The organism is Thermophilibacter sp. ZX-H3 (genome assembly GCF_052599055.1).
The window spans coordinates 1-18,469 of the sequence record NZ_JBQXES010000024.1 but is presented as its reverse complement, the minus strand read 5'-3'; the positions used below and the strand labels follow the sequence as shown (position 1 = coordinate 18,469).

Genomic DNA, 18,469 nt, shown 5'->3' with positions numbered 1-18,469 from the left:
AAATAAGCCCGACGCCGGTGGCACGCCCCTTGCACGCTAGCGGCCGGACTCCTTCGCGAGCTTGGAGAGCCGCTCGCCCGCGGCCTCCACGAGCTCGCCATCCGCACGCCAGGACCAGTTGCCGCCCGCGATGCCAGGCACGTTCATGCGCGCCTCGTCGCCGAGGCCGAGCACGTCCTGGAGGGGCACGATCGCCACGTCGGCCGCAGACCCCAGGGCGCGTCGCAGGACCGAATCGGCAAGCTCGGCGGCGTCCTCCCCCTCGACGCCAAAGCGGCTCTCGCAGAAGCCCAGGAGCGTCTGGTTGTCGTGCGTGCCGGTGTAGACCACGGTCTCGGGCCGCGACTCATAGGACGCGCGGACGTCGCCGTCGAAGAACTGGACCACGTCCATCCCCGCAAACCCGGTCGAGCTCATGAGCGCGCGGACCGCCGGCGTGATGACGCCGAGATCCTCCGCGATGAACGGCAGCGGGCCAAACTGGCGATACGCCGCCTCGAAGAGCTCCGCACCCGGGCCAAAGGCAAAGGAGCCCTCGCTCGCGGGCTTTCCGGACGGCACCGAGAAGAACGACGAGAACCCGATGAAGTGGTCGAGGCGCACGTGGTCGTAGAGCGCCAGCATGCGGCTGAAGCGGCGGAGCCACCACCCGTAGTTCTGCTCGCGCAGCATGTCCCAGCGGTAGGTGGGGTTGCCCCATACCTGGCCCTCGGGGGCGAAGGCGTCTCCGGGGGCGCCGGCCTGGCGGCGCGCGTGCCCCGACTCGTCGAGGTCGAAGATGTCGGGCTCGCTCCAGACGTCCGCGGAGTCGCCGGAGACGTACATGGGCATGTCGCCGATGATCTGCACGCCGCGGGCGTGCGCGTAGTCGAGCAGGTCGCGCCACTCGCGGTCGAAGGCGTACTGCAGGCGGCGGTGGTTCTCCACCGCGGCCGCGATGCGCGGGTTGCGCGTGAGCGCCGGGCTGTAGTGGCGGTAGCGCGCGGGCCAGCTCTGCCACGGCCCCTCGCCGAAGAGCTCCTTGATGGCGCGGAAGGTGGCATAGGGCGTCAGCCAGTAGTCATTCTCGTGGCAGAACTCGAGGTAGTCCTCAGAGGTGCCGACCTTCTCGAGGCTCGTGAGCGTCTCGGCGACGTCCTTCTCGAGAAGGTCCGTGTTGCCCGCGAAGGCCGAGACGCCCGCGTACGGCGAGCCGTACTCGTCCGTGGGGTTCACGGGGAGGACCTGCCAGTAGGTCTGCCCGTGGTCGGCGAGCCAGTCGACGAAGCGGCGGGCGGGGGCGCCGAGGGTGCCCGGCTTTCCGTCGTTGGGAATCGAGGTGATGTGGCAGAGCACGCCCATGCCCCGGCCGAGCGGAAGCTGGAGGCGCTGCGCGCGATGGAAGTGCAGGACCGCCGTGCCGAGCGGCCACAGGAACGTGGACGCCTGCCCGCCCTCGACCTTGGGCGCGCGACCTGAGACCACGTCCGTGACGAGGTCTCCCACCATCGGGACCTTGACGTCATGCGCCTCGGAGAGGCTCGCGTTGACGAGGACGCACACGCTCTCGTCCGCGCCCGTCCGCCAGAAGCCGAAGACGTCCTCCCCAAACGAGAAGGGCTCGAACTCGCCGTCCACGAGCACGGGGAGCGTGCGGCGGATGGCGATGGCGTTACGGTACGTCAGGAGGCAGTCGGCGTGCCCGCGGCTGCCGTCCCACGGGAAGCTCCCGCGGCAGTACGGGTCGCGCAGGCCCTCGAGGCCGAGCTCGTCGCCGTAGTAGACGCAGGGGACGCCGGGAAGCGTCATCTGCAGGAGCGCGGCCACCCACAGGCGTGCCTTCGCAAGCCCCACCTGGTCGTCCGCGAGGTGCCAGCCCGCACGCTCGCCCTCCGGGATGGAGTCCGGGTCCGGTGCCCCTCCGAGCACGGTGAAGAGGCGCTCACGGTCATGGCTGCCGAGGAGGTTGAGGGACGAGTAGAAGTTGTCGCGCGGGTAGTTCTCGCGCAGCTGCTCCAGGCGGGCGGCGAGCTCGGGGGCGCCGATCTCCCCCCTCAGGAAGGCGAGCACGCCCGTGCGGAACGGGTAGTTCATCGTGCCGTCGAGCTCCCGCCCCTGGAAGTACTGGCGGAGCTTGCCGTAGGCGAGCTTGTTGGAGGCGTCCTCCCAGACCTCGCCGATCAGCACGCCGTCGGGGCGCTCCGTGACGAGCGCACGCTTGATGTCCTCGATGAACTCGTCCGAGAGCTCGTCGGCCACGTCGAGGCGCCAGCCGCGCGCGCCGGCGCGCAGCCACTTGCGCACCACGCCGCGCCGGCCGCAGATGAGCTCGTGGTAGTCGGGGTTGTCCTCGTTGAGCGCCGGCAGGTCGCCGTTGCCCCACCAGCCCGCGTAGGTGCCGTCCTCGTTGAAGAAGTACCAGTCGCGATAGGGGGAGTCCGGGCTCTGATAGGCCCCGAGGTCGGGGTAGTTCCCATAGGAGTTGAAGTAGCGCGAGTCCTGGCCCGAGTGGTTGAAGACGCCGTCCAGAATGACGGAGATCCCCCGGTCCTCGGCGTCCACGCACAGGGCGCTGAAGTCCTGCTCGGTGCCCAGAAGGGGATCGATGGCGAGGTAGTCCGCCGTGTCGTAGCGGTGGTTGGAGGAGGCCTCGAAGATGGGGTTGAGGTAGATGGCCGTCACGCCGAGGTCCTCGAGGTACTCGAGCTTCTCGCGAATGCCCTCGAGGGTCCCCCCGTAGAAGTCCCACACGGCGATGCCGCCCTCCGGCGTGCGCTCGTAGTCGACGGGCTTGTCCCAGTCCACGAGCCGGTGCCCCGGGCCCTTCCTCGGCCGGTCGAGCGTCTTGGCGCGCTCCTCCCAGTCCTCGCCGCGCGCAAAGCGGTCGGGGAAGATCTGGTAGACCACCGCGTCACGGTACCAGCGGGGTTGCTCGGCGCGCGGGACGTAGACCGTGATCTGGAACGAGGGCGGGTCGCCGTACGCGAAGGCGCCCTCCCCCGTGGTCCAGCCCGGCTTGGCGCCGTAGCGCCAGACCGAGCCGTCCTTGGCCTCGATGTCGAAGCTGTACCAGACGACGCCGGTCTCGGCCGACCGATAGTTTGCCGAGAAGCGCAGGCAGTCCCCCTTGAGGGAGCCGTGCATCTCGATGAGCTCCTCGCCGTGTGCGTCCGTCCAGACGCGCAGCGTGCAGAAGACGACGTCGTCCCCCCACACGTCTATGGACAGCGAAACGGTGCCGCCCAACTGGACGGCACCGAAAGGACTTCTGTACTCCGGCTCGGATGTGACGTGACGTGCCTTCAAACTTACCTGTCTCTCCGCTTGTTGTACCGAATGATCTCCGGATGGAGGTCGTGGTAGATGTCCATGTAGTCGTTCGCGGCGCGGCGCCAGCTGAAGTCCGTCGCCATGGCCTGCTGCATCAGGTTAGACCAAGCGTCGGGATCGGTCCAGAAGATCTCGCACGCACCGAGGAGGGTGTCGGCCATCTCGTCGCCATTCATGTTGGCGAACGAGAAGCCCGTGCCCTCGCCGGTGAACTTGTTGTACGGGATGACCGAGTCGCGCAGGCCGCCCGTCTCGCGCACCACGGGAAGCGTACCGTAGCGCATGGCGATCATCTGGGAGAGGCCGCAGGGCTCGAACTCGGACGGCATGAGCAGCAGGTCGCCGCCGGCGTACATGCGGTGCGAGAGCGCGTTGTCAAACGCGATGCGCGCGCACATCTGGCCGGGGTACTTGGCCGCGAAGTAGCGGAACGCGTCCTCGTGGTCCTTGTCGCCCGTGCCGAGGATGGCAACCTGGACGCCGCGGGACATGAGGTGGTCCATCGCGTAGCGGACGAGGCCGAGGCCCTTCTGGTCCGTGAGGCGGCCGATCGAGACCACGAGCGGGCGCGTCGGGTCCTGTGCCAGCCCCAGCTCCTCCTGGAGGGTGCGCTTGCACTCGGCCTTGTTCCCGATCTCCTTGGCGGAGTAGTTGGCCGGGATCATCGGGTCCGTCGTGGGGTTCCAGATGGACTGGTCGATGCCGTTCAGGATGCCGCGCAGCTGCCCCGCGCGACGGCGGAAGATGTCGTCGAGGCCCTCGCCGTAGAACGGCATCTGCAGCTCGTAGGCGTAGCTCGGGCTCACCGTGGTGAGGAAGTCCGTGTAGAGCAGGGCGCCCTTCATGAAGTTGATGGATCGCTCGTCGCAGCGGAGCTGGTCGCGGGCGGCCGGGATGTGCGCGAGGCCGAGCACCTGCTCGAGCATCTCGTCGCTGTACTGGCCCTGGAACTTCACGTTGTGGATCGTGAAGATGGTCTTCACGTTGGCGCACTGCGGGACGTCCTGGTAGAACTCGCGCAGGAACACGCAGCACAGCGCGGTCTGCCAGTCGTTGCAGTGCAGCACGTCGCACTCGAGCTCGGGCACCTTGGCGATGGCCTCGCAGATGGCCTTCGAGAAGAACGCGAAGCGCTCGCCGTCGTCGAAGTAGCCATAGAGGCTGTCGCGCTTGAAGTAGGCCTCGTTGTCGATGAAGTAGAAGTCGAGGTCCTGCATCGTGAGCTTCTCGATGCCGCAGTACTCGTTGCGCCAGGCGAGCGGCACGTAGAACTCGGTGACGTGCTTCATCTGGTCGAGGTACTCCTGCGGGATCGTGGAGTACTTGGGCAGGATGACGGCGACGCGGGCGCCGGCGTGCTTCAGTGCGCGGGGAAGGGAGCCGGCGACGTCCCCGAGGCCGCCCGACTTGGCAAACGGGACGGCCTCGGAAGACGCGAAGAGCACCCTCAACTTCCTGCGCTTGGCATTGGTTGACACGGTGGTTCTCCCTCGGTACTAGTCGCGAGACTTCTCCTTGATGAGCACGTCCTCAGGGGTGCCCCTGAGCTCGGTGCCGGCGGGCACGACGTTGGCGCGGTCCACGATCGCGTTCTCGACGCGCGCCCCGCTCTTGACGACGCAGCCCTGCATCACGATCGAGTTGCGCACGGTGGCGCCGGCCTCGATGATGACGTTGCGGCCGAGGATCGTGTCGCTCACGCTGCCGTAGATGCGGTCGCCGGAGGAGACGGCCGAGTTGAGGACGTGGGAGCCGACCTCGAACTTGGCGGGCGGCGTGTCGTGCGTCTTGGTCTTGACGGTGCGGTCGTCGGGGAAGAGCTCGGCGGTGATGCGCGGGTCGAGCAGGTCCATGTTGGCGCGGAAGTAGGAGCGCTTGTTGAAGATCGGCGCGACGTAGCCGTCGTACTCGTAGGTGCGCACGTTCACACGGCCGAAGTCGCCGGTCATGGCCTCGAAGAGGTCGAGGTAGTCCGTCGGGCCGTACCAGTCGAACATGTCGAGCAGGAGCTGGCGGTTGATGACAAAGCAGTCGAGGAACATCGTCTCGCCGAAGTTGGCGCCGTGGTGCACGCCGCAGACGCGACCGTCCTCGACGTCGAAGGCGGTGACGTCGGCGTCCTTCTCGGTGGCGGTCTTGACGATCACCGTGACGTCGGCGCCGGACTCCTTGTGCGCGTCGTAGACCTTGTTGAGGTCGGCGTTGAACACGAAGTTGGCGGTCGAGAAGAACACGGCGTCAGAGGTGCTGCGCGTGAAGTAGGCCTTGTTGTGGACGAGGTCGCGCAGCAGGAAGCGGGCGCCGGTACGGGAGGTGCCGAAGGCGGAGCCGGGCAGGATGAACAGGCCGCCGTTCTTGCGGTCGAGGTCCCAGTCCTTGCCGGAGCCCACGTGGTCGATGATGGAGCGGTAGTTGTACGGCATGACCATGCCGACGGTGCGGATGCCGCAGTTCACCATGTTGGAGAGGGCAAAGTCGACGAGGCGGTAGCGGCCGAAGTAGGGCAGCGACGCCACGGGGCGGCTCTCGGTGAGCGCGCTCGACTCCTTTGCCGAGTAGTTGCAGGTGATAAGGCCGATGACCTTCTCCATGATTAGTTCTCCCCCTTTCCGACCACGACGTCGTTGCCGATGACGGCGGTGTCCTTCGTCTGGTCGACGCTGCCGACGCTAACGTTCTCCTCCACGACGGAGTTCTCGCCGAGGATGGCGCGCACGACGTGGGCGCCGTCCTTGACCCTCGCGCCCGGGAGCAGCACCGAGTCGATGACCGTGGCGCGCTCGCCGACGTAGGCGTCGGTCGAGAGGATCGAGTGCTTGGCGGTGCCGTAGACCTGGCAGCCGTTGGAGACGAGGCAGTCGTCGATGGTGGCGTCCTTGCCCACGAGCGCGGGCGGGCGGGTGGACGAGTTGCTCATGATGGGGAACTCGTTGCTGAAGATGTCGAAGGCGGGGTTGGGCCCGAGGAGGTCCATGCTCGTCTCGTGGTAGCTCGAGATGGTGCCGACGTCACGCCAGAAGCCCTCGAACTTGTAGGTGTAGAGGCGCTTGCCGGCCTCGAGGAGCTTCGGGATGATGTCGCCGCCGAAGTCGTGGCTCGAGTTCTGGTCGTTGGCATCCTCCTTCAGCGTCTCGACGAGAAGGTCGGCGGTGAAGATGTAGATGCCCATGGAGGCGAGGTTTGAATCGGGCTTCTTGGGCTTCTCGGTGAACTTGCTGATGCGGCCGTCCTCGTCGGCGGTCAGGATGCCGAAGCGGGAGGCCTCCTCCCACGGCACCGGCATGACGGCGATGGTGAGATCGGCGTTGTTCTTCTTGTGGGTCTCGAGCATGTCGTCATAGTCCATGCGATAGAGCTGGTCGCCGGACAGGATGAGGACGTAGTCGGGATCGTTGGTCTCGATGTAGCCCAGGTTCTGGGTCACGGCGTCGGCCGTGCCCTCGTACCAGGCGCCACCGGTCTGGGTCGCGTAGGGAGGGAGGATGGAGACGCCGCCGCCGCGCTCGTCGAGGTTCCACGCCTCACCCGTCCCGATGTAGCTGTGCAGCAGGTACGGACGGTACTGCGTGAGGACGCCCACCGTCGTGATGCCCGAGTTGGCGCAGTTCGAGAGGGCAAAGTCGATGATGCGGAACTTCCCGCCGAAGGAAACCGCCGGCTTTGCGACGTTGCTCGTCAGCGCACCGAGCCTGCTGCCCTGACCGCCTGCCAGGAGCATTGCGATGCACTCTTTCTTACTCATACCCCCACTCCTTTCGACTACCAGACGCGGGGGCCGCGGAGGGCCCCCGCACGTAAGCCTAAATGTGCCAGATATCCGTCATGTACTCACGGATAGTTCGGTCAGAAGAGAAATATCCGGCCTTGGCGGTATTGTGGAGCGCCGCCTTGTTCCACGCGCGACGGTCGCCGTAGGCTCCGGTGAGCTCCTCCCACGCCTGGACATAGGAGTGGAAGTCGCGCAGGACCAGATCCGGGTCGTTGTCGACCATCAGGTAGTCGTGGATGCTGTCGAAGTTGCCGGAGAGGCGCGCGAGCGTGCCGTCGGTCAGCATGTCCACGATGCGGCCGATGCGGTCGCGGTCGCCGTTGTACATGTCCCAGGCGTAGTAGCGGCCGCTGGCGCGCAGGGCGTCGACCTCGTCGGCGTGCAGGCCGAAGATCTTGATGTTCTCGGGGCCCACGAGCTCGGAGATCTCGATGTTGGCGCCGTCGAGGGTGCCGAGCGTGATGGCGGCGTTCATCATGAGCTTCATGTTGGAGGTGCCGGAGGCCTCGGCGCCGGCCACGCTGATCTGCTCGGAGATCTCCGCGGCGGAGTAGATGAGCTGCGCGTTGGAGACCGCGAAGTTAGGCACGAAGGCCACCTTGATCTTGTCGTTCACGCGCTCGTCGTTGTTGATGACGTCGGCCACCGAGTTGATGAGGCGGATGACCTCCTTGGCGAAGGTGTAGCTCTGGGCCGCCTTGCCGGAGAAGATGAAGGCCGTCGGGCGCGGGCTGTAGCTCGGGTCCTTGAGCATGCGGTTGTAGACGTCGAGCACCTTGAAGACGTTGAGGAGCTGGCGCTTGTAGGCGTGGAAGCGCTTGACCTGGACGTCGAAGACCATGTTGGTGTCAAGCTCGACGCCGGAGACCTCCTTGATGAAGGCGGCCAGGCGCTCCTTGTCGGCCTTCTTGGCGGCCTCCATGCCATCGAGGAAGCTCGCGTCCTCCTCGAAGGGCAGCAGCTTCTCGAGCTCCATCGCGTCGTCCATCCAGCCGTCGCCGATGGCCTCGGTGATGAGCTTGGAGTAGGACGGGTTGGCCTCGCAGAGGAAGCGACGGTGCGTGACGCCGTTGGTCTTGTTGTTGAAGCGGTGCGGCATCATCTCGTAGAACTCGTGGAAGACGCTGTCCTTGAGGATCTGCGTGTGCAGCGCGGAGACGCCGTTGATCGAGTGCGAGAAGATGATCGAGAGGTTGGCCATGCGGACCTGGCCGTCCCAGAGGATGGCGGTCTTGCTCAGGACGTCCGTCCAGTTGCCCTCGTTCGGCGAGAGGTGGGTGGACAGGCTGTCGCGGTAGCGACGATCGACCTCGTCGATGAACATGTAGAGGCGCGGCAGGAGGTTGCGGAAGGTGTTGATGGGCCACTTCTCCAGCGCCTCGGGCATGACCGTGTGGTTAGTGAAGGAGATCGTCTCCTTGGCGATCTTGTAGGCCTCGTCAAAGCCCACGCCCTTCTCGTCAACGAGGATGCGCATGAGCTCGGGGCCGCACATGGCGGGGTGCGTGTCGTTGGTGTGGACGCAGACGTGCTCGCCGAGGTGCTCCCAGTCGGGGCCGAACTCGCGCTCGTAGGTGCGCAGGATCGTCTGCAGGCCGGCGGAGACGAAGAGGTACTCCTGCTTGAGGCGCAGCATGCGGCCGTGCTCGCCGGCGTCGTTGGGATAGAGGATCGTGGAGATCGCCTCGACGTCGGAGCGGAACTTGTTGGCGCGCGCGTAGTCGCCGGCGTTGAAGGCGTCGAGGTCGAAGTCCTCGGTGTAGGGCTCGGCCGACCAAAGGCGCAGCTTGTTCACGACCTTGCCGCCGTAGCCGATGATGGGCACGTCATACGGGACGGCGCGGACGACCTCGCCGCCCTCCTGGGTGAACCAGAACTTGCCGTCCTCCTCGTGGCGGACGACCTGGCCGCCAAAGCGGACGAGCACGGCGCTGCCGTCCTTGCGGGTCTCCCAGGGGAAGCCGCCCGCAAGCCAGTTGTCCGTGCGCTCGACCTGGCGGCCGCCCTCGATGTACTGGCGGAAGAGGCCGTAGCGGTAGCGCATGCCGTTGCCGTAGCCGGCGATGCCCTCGTGGGCCATGGAGTCGAGGAAGCACGCGGCCAGACGGCCCAGGCCGCCGTTGCCGAGGCCGGGATCGACCTCCTGGCGGCAGAGGGCGTCGAGGTCGGCGCCCATCTCCTTGACGCCCTCGGCAACGAGGTCGCGGACGCCGAAGTTGATCAGGTAGTTGTCAAGCAGGGGACCGAGGAGGAACTCGAGGGAGAAGTAGTAGACCTTCTTGGCTCCCTTGGGGTGGGACTCCGGGAAGATGGCGCGGCCCTTGTTGGCGATGAGCTCGGCGAGGGCGTAGAAGCGCTCGTGGTCGGCAAGGCCCTCGAAGGGCGTGCCGTAGCGCGCGACGCACGCCTCGCGGTACTGCTCGACGAAGTCCTTCTCGTTCTCAAAGATCTTGTTGTCAGTCAAAGCCTCTCCTAGCGTCGGGCGACAAGAACTCGGGGGCGTGCGGGAGGGTCCCGCACGAGGGCGTCGGCTGTCGCTTGGCCGTCACCCGTCTGGGGCCACCCGCCGGGTGGCCCCATAAAAGTTTACTCCGCCTTCGTCGTTTTTCTAGCGGCGGGTTTCTTCGATGACGCCGTCTTTACGGAAGACGTCGCCTTCTTGGCCGCGGGCTTCTTTGCGGCGGGCTTCTTCGGCGCGGCCTTCTCGGCCGTCTTCGCCGCGGCCTTGGTGGCCTTGGCCGCGGGCTTGGCGGCGGCGGGCTTCTTCTTGGCCGGGCGGCGCAGCGTGCCCGTCTTCTTGAGGATCATGCCGCCGAGCGGCGGGACGCGCACCACGACGGACTGCTCGCGGCCGTTCCACGGCTCGTCCTGGCACTTGAGCTTGCCGGTGTTGATGACGCCGGAGCCGCCGTAGCGCTCGTCGTCGGAGTTGAAGAGCTCCTCGTAGACGCCCCACTCCGGGACGCCCATGCGGAAGTCCTCGCGCGCGTTGACGTCGAAGTTGATGAGGATGACGAGCTCGTCGCCGGGCTTGTCGCCCCTGCGGATGAACGAGATGATCGACTGGTCGGAGTTGTCCGCGTCGATCCACTCGAAGCCCTCGGAGGCGAAGGCGCACTGCCAGAGCGCGGCGTGGTCGTTGTAGAAGCGGTTGAGGTCGCGGACGAACTGCTGCTGGTGGCGGTGCGTCTCGTACTGCTCGGCGAGGAAGTACTGGATCCCCTCGTAGTAGCGCCACTCGATGAACTGGGCGATCTCGTTGCCCATGAAGTTGAGCTTGCCGCCGGGGTGCGTGACCTGGTAGAACGCCAGCGCCCTCATGCCGGCGAACTGACGCCAGTAGTCGCCGGGCATGCGGGTGATGAGCGAGCACTTGCCGTTGACGACCTCGTCGTGGCTGAGCGGCAGGATGAAGTTCTCATTGAACTGGTACATCGAGGAGAACGTGAGCATGCGGTAGTTGCCCGGACGCCACGGGAAGTCGGTCTGCATGTAGTGCAGGGTGTCGTTCATCCAGCCCATGTCCCACTTGAAGTGGAAGCCGAGGCCGCCGTCCTCGGGCGGATAGGTCACGAGCGGCCAGGCGGTGGACTCCTCGGCGATCATCATGACGTCGGGGTGGAACTTGCCCATGACCTCGTTGGTCTGACGGATGAACGCGGAGGCGTCGAGGTCCTCCTCGGTGCCCTTCTCGTTGAAGCGCTTCTGGCCGGGGTCGTCGATGCCGAAGTTCATGTAGAGCATCGAGGAGACGCCGTCCATGCGGATGCCGTCGGCGTGGAAGAGGTCGGCCCAGAAGAGCGCGTTGGAGACGAGGAAGCTACGGACCTCGCCGCGGGAGTAGTCGAACTGGTGCGTGCTCCAGTTGGGGTGGATCTTGTGCTCGTAGAGCATCTCGCCGTTGAAGGTAGCGAGGCCCTGGGCGTCGGCGCAGAAGCCGCCCGGCACCCAGTCGAGGATCACGCCGATACCCGCCTCGTGGCAGGCGTCGATGAAGTGCATGAACTGCTTGGGGTTGCCGTAGCGCGAGGTGGCGGCGTAGTAGCCGGTGGGCTGGTAGCCCCAGGAGCCGTCGAACGGGTGCTCGTTCACGGGCATGATCTCGATGTGCGAGTAGCCCATGTCCTTGGCGTAGGCGACGAGCTCGACGGAGAGGTCGTCATAGGAGTAGACGACGCCGCGCTGCGCGGGGAACGGGTCGCCGGGGCCGGGGTAGGTGCCGTCGGGGCGCGGCTCGCCCTGGGGCTCGTCGCCGTGGCGTCGCCAGCTGCCGAGGTGCACCTCGAAGATGTTGAGCGGCTCCTTGAACATGTCGCGCTTGGCGCGCGCCTTCATGTAGGCGCCGTCAGCCCAGTCGTAGCCGGCGAGGTCGAAGGTGCGCGACGCGGTGCCGGGGATCTGCTCGGCGTAGAAGCCGTACGGGTCGGCCTTGTAGAGCTTGCGGCCGTCCGCGGTCTCGATCAGGTACTTGTAGAGCGCCTCCTGGCCGATGCCGGGGATGAAGCCCTGCCAGACGCCGCCGGTCTCGGAGCAGGAGAGCGGGTTGGCCTGCTCGTCCCACCCGTTGAAGTCCCCGATGACGTGCACGCTCTTGACGTCGGGCGCCCAGACGGCGAAGTGGTAGCCGCTCGTCCCGGCATCGTCCACGGCGGGGTGGGCGCCCAGCTTCTCATAGCTCCGGTACCACTTTCCGCTCGCGAGCAGGAACAGGTCGTCGTTGCTCAGGTAGAGGGTGCTGTCAAGAGATTCCATGTCAGGCTCCTCGAAGGTCAGTGCACAGGACAACACTCATTGTGCGGCCTACGTCAACCGCGTGTCCACGAAAAGGCGGCGAGTGCGGGAAATGGGACGGCGAAGCAATGCGACGCTGGCAGGGCATCACGCCGTAAGCCCCTCTCGAGTGCGGCCGGTCGTTCTTGTCGCCAGCTCTGTGGCGCATGGGCGACAGCCTCGCTGCCCCGCCGCCCCGGCGCCCCACCGCCCCGGCGTCGTCGATTTGGGGGTTGTGGCAATTCCGTCCCTCCCGGCGTCAACGAATAGGGGGTTATGGCAGCGATCGGCCTGCCACAACCCCCTATTCCGCAGCGCGGCGAGAAGAACGCCCAGCTGGCGCCCGCCCCCGGCTGCCACAACCCCCGAAACGACAACGCCCGCGGCCCGGGAATTGCCATGACCCCAGATCCCGCAACGCGCTCACACAGCCGCCCCGCCGGCGCCTCAAATTCCCCGGCGGCAGGAGCGACATGAGACGGGCGGCCCCGGGCTCCTAAGCGAGGATTCCTCGAAGCGCCTCAAATTCCCGGCGGCAGGAGCGACCCTGCACGCGAGAGGCCCCCGACTTCCTAAGCAGGATCTTCCGCGAAGCGCAGTCCTGCGTGGAAGTCGGGGGCCTCCCAGGCGTGTGTCAGGTCAGGCGACTAGTAGTTCAGGGCCTGCTCCTCGAAGTAGGCCTTGGGGTGGTTGCACACCGGGCAGACCTCGGGGGCCTCGGCGCCCACGTGCAGGTGACCGCAGTTGCGGCACTTCCACACCTTGACGCCCTCGCGGGCGAAGACCTCGCCCTTCTCGACGCGCTCGGCCAGCTTGTTGTAGCGCTCCTCGTGGTGCTTCTCCACCTCGCCGACCATGCGGAACTTGGCCGCGATCTCGGCGAAGCCCTCGGCCTCGGCGGTCTCGGCGAAGCCCTTGTACATGTCGGTCCACTCGTAGTTCTCGCCCGCCGCGGCGTCCTTGATGTTGGTCAGGGTGTCGGGCACCTCGCCGCCGTGGAGGTACTTGAACCAGAGCTTGGCGTGCTCCTTCTCGTTGCCGGAGGTCTCGGTGAAGATCGCGGCGATCTGCTCGTAGCCCTCCTTCTTGGCCTTGCTCGCGTAGTAGGCGTACTTGTTGGTAGCCTGGGACTCGCCGGCGAAGGCAGCCTCGAGGTTCTTCTTCGTCTGCGAGCTCTCAAAGTCAACGGCCATTGGAACTCCTCTCCTGTCCCCTCTCGGGAACGCTCGACGTGCGCCGGGCCCTCTGCCCGGTATTAGGACATTGTATCATTTAGACGTACCAAACGCCACTCTCGTTATGGCAAAATCCCTCGCGTTCGAGCTCGTCGAGAAGTGCCCGGACGTCCGGCTCGCCTATGGCGCTTCTACCCGCCCGGAGCTCCGAGCTAACCAGCTCCTGGAAAATCGTCTCGAAGTCCGCGCCGCCGGCGCCGTCCCCTCGGTGAGCGAGAAGGACGCGCAGCAGCTCGGCGCGCTTCTGCCGGTGAGACCCCTCAAAGCGCGACTGACGCGTGTGCCCGCGCGAGCGCCGCGACGGGTTGGGGACGGTGCGCTTGAGGTAGGCGCCGTAGTCGAGCAGGGCGTAGTACCAGGTGCGCGGGTCGTCCTCGGGGTCGCTCGCATCCGGCGGGCAGGTGTCGCGCACGAGCGGCACGAGCTCGCGGTCGGGGACGGACTCGGCGTTTGGGTAGAGCTCGTGGAGAAAGACGGTGCGGACGTTGGTCTCGAGGTAGACGCCGGGCAGGTCGAAGGCGAAGGCGCGGATGCCCGCCGCCGTGGCCGGCCCGATCCCCGGCAGGGCCTCGAGCGCCGCGGTCTCCGCGGGCATCATGCCGCCTGCGGCCGAGACCGCCTGCGCCGCGCGCAGCACGGAGAGGGCGCGGCGGTTGTAGCCGAGCCCCTGCCACTCGTCCAGCACGTCGGCGGCATCCGCCGCGGCGAGCGCGTCCACCGTGGGGAACCGCTCGAGCCAGCGCTGCCAGCGGCCGTCCACGCGCGTCGTCTGGGTCTGCTGGAGCATGACCTCGGATATCCAGATGGCATAGGGGTCGCGCGTGCGGCGCCACGGAAGGTCGCGGTAGAGCTCGCGCCCGCGCGCGAGCACGAGGGCGCGAAAGTCCCCCAGGTCGAGGGTCCCGTGTTCCGAAGGCTCGCTCACGCGGCCCCCTCGATGTGCGCGGCGTCGCGCGCCGCGTCCTCGTCGACGAGCTCGAAGGTGCCCCGGAACATCGGCGAGCGGCGCTCGACAACGAGCTCGTGCAGGGTGACGGACGAGAAGAGCTGGCGCAGCATCCGCTCGGCGTTGCACCAGACCGACGTGAAGTGGCAGGTGCCCCGGCGTGGGCACGGCTCGGCGCCGTCGAGCGCGGTGGCGCAGCCCGAGACGATGATGGGGCCCTGCACCGCCTCGACGAGCTGGAGCAGGGTGGTCTCGCGCGGGTCCACGGCGAGCCTCATGCCGCCCGCGGCGCCGCGCGAGTTCTCGACGATTCCCGCAAGGGCGAGGTCGTGCTGGATCGAGCGGGCGAAGGAGTACGGGATGTTGTTCTCCTTGGCCGCCGTGCGGACGGAGATGATCCCGTCCGGGTCGCTCACGAGCGCGGCGAGCATGCGCAGCGCATAGTCTGTCTTTCGTGATATCTCCATGGTTCCTCCCCTCGGCGCCTCCCCCCGCGCCGATCGAACCCTACGCGTCCCAGTCGAGAATCTGCCAGCCGCGGCGCTTCGCGAGCAGCCTCAGCGTCTTGCCCGGGCAGACGGCGACGGCCGTCCCGGCGCGGGCGAGAAGGTCCTTGTCGCTGTGGTGATCCCCGTAGGCGCGGGCGAGCTCCCAGCGCCCGACCCCCAGATGGGAGTCGCACCAGGCCGCGGCGGCACGGTACTTCTCGTCGCCCGCCACCACGGGGCCGTCGACGGCTCCCGTGTAGTTGCCCTGGTCGTCGCGCTCCATGTGCGTGGCCGCGTAGCCATCGAAGCCGATCCTCTCGGCCGCGGCCGCGGCTATGGCGTCGAAGGTCGCGGACACGAGAAGGGTCACCAGGCCCTCGTCGTGGCAGCGGCGAACCTCGGCGAGCGCCTGCGCGCGGTAGCGCGGAACGAGCACCTTGTCGTGGAAGCGCACCATGAGGGCGTCCACCTCGCTGGCGCTGCGGCCCTTGAGGGAACCGAGCACGAGCTCTCTGGCCTCGTCCTGGCGATACGGCAGATGGAGCTTGTAGCGGATGCCCCACCAGATCAGCCTCAGCGCCCTGGGCAGGGACATCGCGCCGTTCAGGATCAGGTACTCGGTGAAGAGCGCGCCCGACTGCCCCCGGATGGAGGTCCCGTCAAAGTCGAATACGGCGACACGATATGTCAGCTGCTCGGCGCTGGGGTCCATCCTCGTTCCCTCGTCAGATTCAAAACTGATGTGAATATGATACTCCGAGATGAGCATTTGAGAGAGGAAAAACCGGAGACGGTTGATGTGCTTACCTACGAAAAAGGGGCCCCGAAGGGCCCCTCGTACGGTGCAATGGCGGGATGTAAGGGACTCGAACCCTCGACCTCCGACGTGACAGGCCGGCGCTCTAACCAGCTGAGCTAACACCCCGTTCGCCTTGCGCGGAAGCTATTCTTACATAGGTCCGCCCTCCTTGGCAAGAGGAATTTTGAAAAAATCTTCCGCCTGCCGATTTTTCGTGCGGAGGGGGAGACAAAGGGGGCAGGTTCATTTGTCTCATGCACCCCAATGAGACAAATGAACCTGCCCCCTTTGTCTCCCCCTCCGTCTCGCCGTGCACCTACTCGAGGGCGACCTCCGTGACCGAGCCCGACGCGTCCGTCACTCGGAGCGTGGCGCCGGAGAGCTCCACCGAGGTAGCCTCCCCCGAGCCCTGGACCATCGAGCCGTCAGGACCGGCGACGTACGTGGCGGAGCCGTGGCCGCCGATCACGTAGCAGACCACGTCCCAGCCCCCGTCGCGGTTCTCGGGGACGAGCAGGGTCTCCGCGCGGCGGACCAGGGCCACGGGCGTGCCCTCAAGCTCCGTGAGAACCTCGTCGGAGCCGTCGGAGCCAACGCGGACGAGACCCACCCGGCCGTCGTCGAGCTGTCGCAGGGCGTAGGTGACGCCCGCATACGAGACGGTGCCGTCGACGCCCACCTGCTCCGAGCCGGCGTCATGCTGCGTCTGCTGCTCCTGGTACTCGCGCTCCGCGTCGGTAAGGGCCGCCTGACCGTGGCCCTGCTGGGGCGCGCCCTCCTCGGGGGCGGGGCTCAGCACCGTGGCCACGCAGCGGCCGAGGAAGAAGACGAGGACCAGGGCCGCCACCGCCGCGAGGACGAGAAGGACGACGTTCTTGCGGCTGCGCTCGGGACCGCCGTGCGCGGCGCGGGCCTCGGGATGGCGCTCGTAGTAGCGCTCCTCGGCGTTGTGGCGCGCGCGGCCCGCCGCCTCCGCGGCGTTGCTCCTCGTGGTGACCCGTGCCCCCTGGCCCGCCCGGATGGTGGAAATCTGGTCGGAGTCGCTTGCCAGGCGCTGGCGCGCCCCGGACGTGCGGGACCCGCGCGCGCTCCGCTTCGAGGCCTGCGGCGCGCCGTGAGCGGGGCGCCTCCTCTGTCCGTCAGCCATTGCGTTTCCCCCTTAGCTAGACCTCCCGGCGCGCCTCGATGGCGCGGCCGAGGGTCACCTCGTCTGCATACTCAAGGTCCCCGCCCACGGGCAGGCCGCTCGCCAGCCGGGTCACGCGCACGCCGAGCGGGCGGATGACGCGGGCAAGATAGGTTGCCGTGGTCTCGCCCTCGACGTCCGGGTTGGTGGCGAGGATGACCTCGTCCACCGCGCCGTCGGCGAGACGAGCGAGCAGCTCGCGGACGTGCAGCTGCTCCGGCCCGATCTTGTCCATGGGGCTGATGACGCCGCCGAGGACGTGGTAGAGACCGTGATACGTGCCCGTTCGCTCGATGGCCGTGACGTCGCGCGGCTCCGAGACCACGCAGATGGACGCGCGGTCGCGCGTGCCGTCAGCGCAGACGTCGCAGGTGTCGCGCGTCGCGTACGAGAAGCAGACGGGGCAGAAGTGCACCTGCTGCTTCACGTCGAGAATCGCGTTGGCGAGCCGGCGCGCCTCCTCGGCATCCGCCTCGAGGAGGTGGTAGGCGATCCGCTGGGCGGACTTCGGCCCTATGCCGGGCAGCCTGCCGAGCTCGTCGAGCAGCCGCTGGAGCGCGCGACCATCGTTGACCGGGTCGATCATCGCGAAGGCCGCCCTAGAAGAGGCCCGGGATGTTGAGGCCGCCCGTGACGGCGCTCATCTGCTGGCTCGCCATGCGCTCAGCGGACTCGAGGGCGTCATTCACGGCGGCGAGGATCATGTCCTGCAGCATCTCGACGTCCTCGGGGTCGAGCGCGGCCGGGTCGATGGCGAGCGAGGTCAGGCGCATGTCGCCCGTGGCCGTCACCTTGACGGCGCCGCCGCCCGCGCTCGCGGAGACCTCGGTCTCGGCGGCCTTCTGCTGCGCGGCGATGAGCTGCTCCTGCATCTTGCGGGCCTGCGCCATCATCTGGTTGCGGTTCATGCCGCCCATGTTGAATCCCTTGGCCATCATGGCTCCTTTCGTCCTCCCGGGCGCCCCGGGATCAGTCGTCGTCCTCGTCCTCCTCGGGCTCGGCCGTGAAGCCGTCGTCCGAGGCGGGGTCACCATCATAGGCGAGCTCGGCCGCGGCGTCCTCGTCGGAGGTCGTCACCGCCGACTCCACGCTCACCTCGAGCGGCTGCCCGAACGCCTCAGCCAGCATGGAGGCGATGTCCGCGAACTCGGGCGTGAGCTCGCCCCCGCCTCCGACCGCACTGGGGCCTTGCCCGTCCGCTCGGCGCTCGTCGCTACGCTCCTCGCTCGTTTCGCTGGTCGCGGCGGGAGCGACGGCGGGGCTGTCGGCGGGGGCGGGCGCCGGGTTTGCCGGCGGGGCCGCGGGGGCAGCGGTTTGGGCCGGGAAGGTTACCTCGGGCTCGTAGGTCTCCTCGTAGACGGTGATGTCGGCATCTGAGTAGGGGACCTGCTCCGCGGCGGGCTCCTGGGGTGCGGGGGCTGCCTGGGCCGCGGGCTGCGGCGCCGGGGTAGGGGCGTCCCATGGCATGGGGTAGGCGGGCGCGGGGTCCGGGGCGCTCTGCGCGGGAGCGGGCGCCGCCGGAGCGGGCCGGGAAGCGGGCTGTGGCGCCGGCTGGGGCCTCGGGGCCGGAGCCGGGGCGGGCGCCGGGCGCTCGGAGCGGGAGATCGCCTGGTTGGCGAGGCTCGACTCCACATACACCACCTGGCGCGGCCCGAATGCGGCGGAGATCACCGGCTCCACGCTCTCGCGGACGTCCGCACGCTCGAGCATCCTCGCCGCGAAGTGCGAGCCCTTCGGCAGCGACACCGTGAGCTTCTCGCCGTCGTCGGAGACCGCCGTAGACGAGAGGAGCAGCGAGCCCTTGGCCGGCACCTGCGCCACGAGCTGGTCGACGACCTGCTTCCAGAGCCGCTGAAGGTTGCCGTTGGTGACGCCCTCGCTGGTCCCGCCGCGCCCTCGCCCAGCCGCTCGGCGCTCGTCGCTACGCTCCTCGCTCGCTGCGCGACTCGCGCTGGGCGAGGGCGCGG

The 18,469-nt window shown here is 67.6% G+C and carries 13 protein-coding genes, 1 tRNA gene and 1 pseudogene; all 15 read right to left on the bottom strand.

The features are described from left to right. Window positions 1–36 precede the first annotated feature (36 nt). Window positions 37–3,225 (bottom strand): 4-alpha-glucanotransferase, encoded by a 3,189-nt coding sequence (locus tag ACULPM_RS09860; protein ID WP_445331911.1) that lies wholly within the window; start codon window positions 3,223–3,225, stop codon window positions 37–39. A 62-nt stretch (window positions 3,226–3,287) separates the two neighbouring features. Continuing rightward, window positions 3,288–4,787, bottom strand: coding sequence for a glycogen synthase GlgA (glgA, locus tag ACULPM_RS09855; protein WP_445331910.1), 1,500 nt, complete (start codon window positions 4,785–4,787; stop codon window positions 3,288–3,290). A gap of 18 nt (window positions 4,788–4,805) precedes the next feature. Further along, the gene (glgD, locus tag ACULPM_RS09850) at window positions 4,806–5,900 is read right to left on the bottom strand and encodes a glucose-1-phosphate adenylyltransferase subunit GlgD (protein ID WP_445331909.1); all 1,095 of its coding nucleotides are present in this window, start codon (window positions 5,898–5,900) and stop codon (window positions 4,806–4,808) included. 2 nt (window positions 5,901–5,902) lie between these two features. Next, the gene (locus tag ACULPM_RS09845) at window positions 5,903–7,051 is read right to left on the bottom strand and encodes a glucose-1-phosphate adenylyltransferase (RefSeq protein ID WP_075279006.1); all 1,149 of its coding nucleotides are present in this window, start codon (window positions 7,049–7,051) and stop codon (window positions 5,903–5,905) included. A 58-nt stretch (window positions 7,052–7,109) separates the two neighbouring features. Then, the gene (locus ACULPM_RS09840) at window positions 7,110–9,542 is read right to left on the bottom strand and encodes a glycogen/starch/alpha-glucan phosphorylase (RefSeq protein ID WP_445331908.1); all 2,433 of its coding nucleotides are present in this window, start codon (window positions 9,540–9,542) and stop codon (window positions 7,110–7,112) included. A gap of 122 nt (window positions 9,543–9,664) precedes the next feature. Next, the gene (glgB, locus tag ACULPM_RS09835; protein ID WP_167930757.1) at window positions 9,665–11,830 is read right to left on the bottom strand and encodes a 1,4-alpha-glucan branching protein GlgB; all 2,166 of its coding nucleotides are present in this window, start codon (window positions 11,828–11,830) and stop codon (window positions 9,665–9,667) included. Window positions 11,831–12,495: 665 nt separating this feature from the next. Next, entirely contained in the window at window positions 12,496–13,041 is a 546-nt protein-coding gene (rbr, locus tag ACULPM_RS09830) for a rubrerythrin (protein ID WP_167930756.1), read from the bottom strand. A 79-nt stretch (window positions 13,042–13,120) separates the two neighbouring features. Continuing rightward, a complete protein-coding gene (locus tag ACULPM_RS09825) occupies window positions 13,121–14,008 on the bottom strand; it encodes an adenine glycosylase (protein WP_445331907.1) in 888 nt (295 codons plus the stop codon). Beyond that, the gene (locus ACULPM_RS09820) at window positions 14,005–14,496 is read right to left on the bottom strand and encodes an RrF2 family transcriptional regulator (protein ID WP_445331906.1); all 492 of its coding nucleotides are present in this window, start codon (window positions 14,494–14,496) and stop codon (window positions 14,005–14,007) included. The genes ACULPM_RS09825 and ACULPM_RS09820 overlap by 4 nt, the downstream gene beginning before the upstream one ends. Window positions 14,497–14,536: 40 nt before the next feature. Then, window positions 14,537–15,229 (bottom strand): HAD family hydrolase, encoded by a 693-nt coding sequence (locus ACULPM_RS09815; protein WP_445331905.1) that lies wholly within the window; start codon window positions 15,227–15,229, stop codon window positions 14,537–14,539. 136 nt (window positions 15,230–15,365) lie between these two features. Further along, window positions 15,366–15,442 (bottom strand) — tRNA-Asp (locus tag ACULPM_RS09810). 190 nt (window positions 15,443–15,632) lie between these two features. Further along, window positions 15,633–16,463, bottom strand: a complete 831-nt coding sequence (locus ACULPM_RS09805) for a hypothetical protein (RefSeq protein ID WP_167930753.1) — start codon at window positions 16,461–16,463, stop codon at window positions 15,633–15,635. Window positions 16,464–16,479: 16 nt separating this feature from the next. Beyond that, on the bottom strand, window positions 16,480–17,088 hold the full coding sequence (recR, locus tag ACULPM_RS09800; RefSeq protein ID WP_167930752.1) for a recombination mediator RecR: 609 nt from the start codon (window positions 17,086–17,088) through the stop codon (window positions 16,480–16,482). 13 nt (window positions 17,089–17,101) lie between these two features. Then, window positions 17,102–17,437: a YbaB/EbfC family nucleoid-associated protein gene (locus tag ACULPM_RS09795; protein ID WP_167930751.1), complete on the bottom strand. Its 336-nt coding sequence runs from the start codon at window positions 17,435–17,437 to the stop codon at window positions 17,102–17,104. Between the two features lie 34 nt (window positions 17,438–17,471). Next, window positions 17,472–18,469 (bottom strand): annotated as a pseudogene (locus ACULPM_RS09790) (hypothetical protein); the annotation flags it as partial.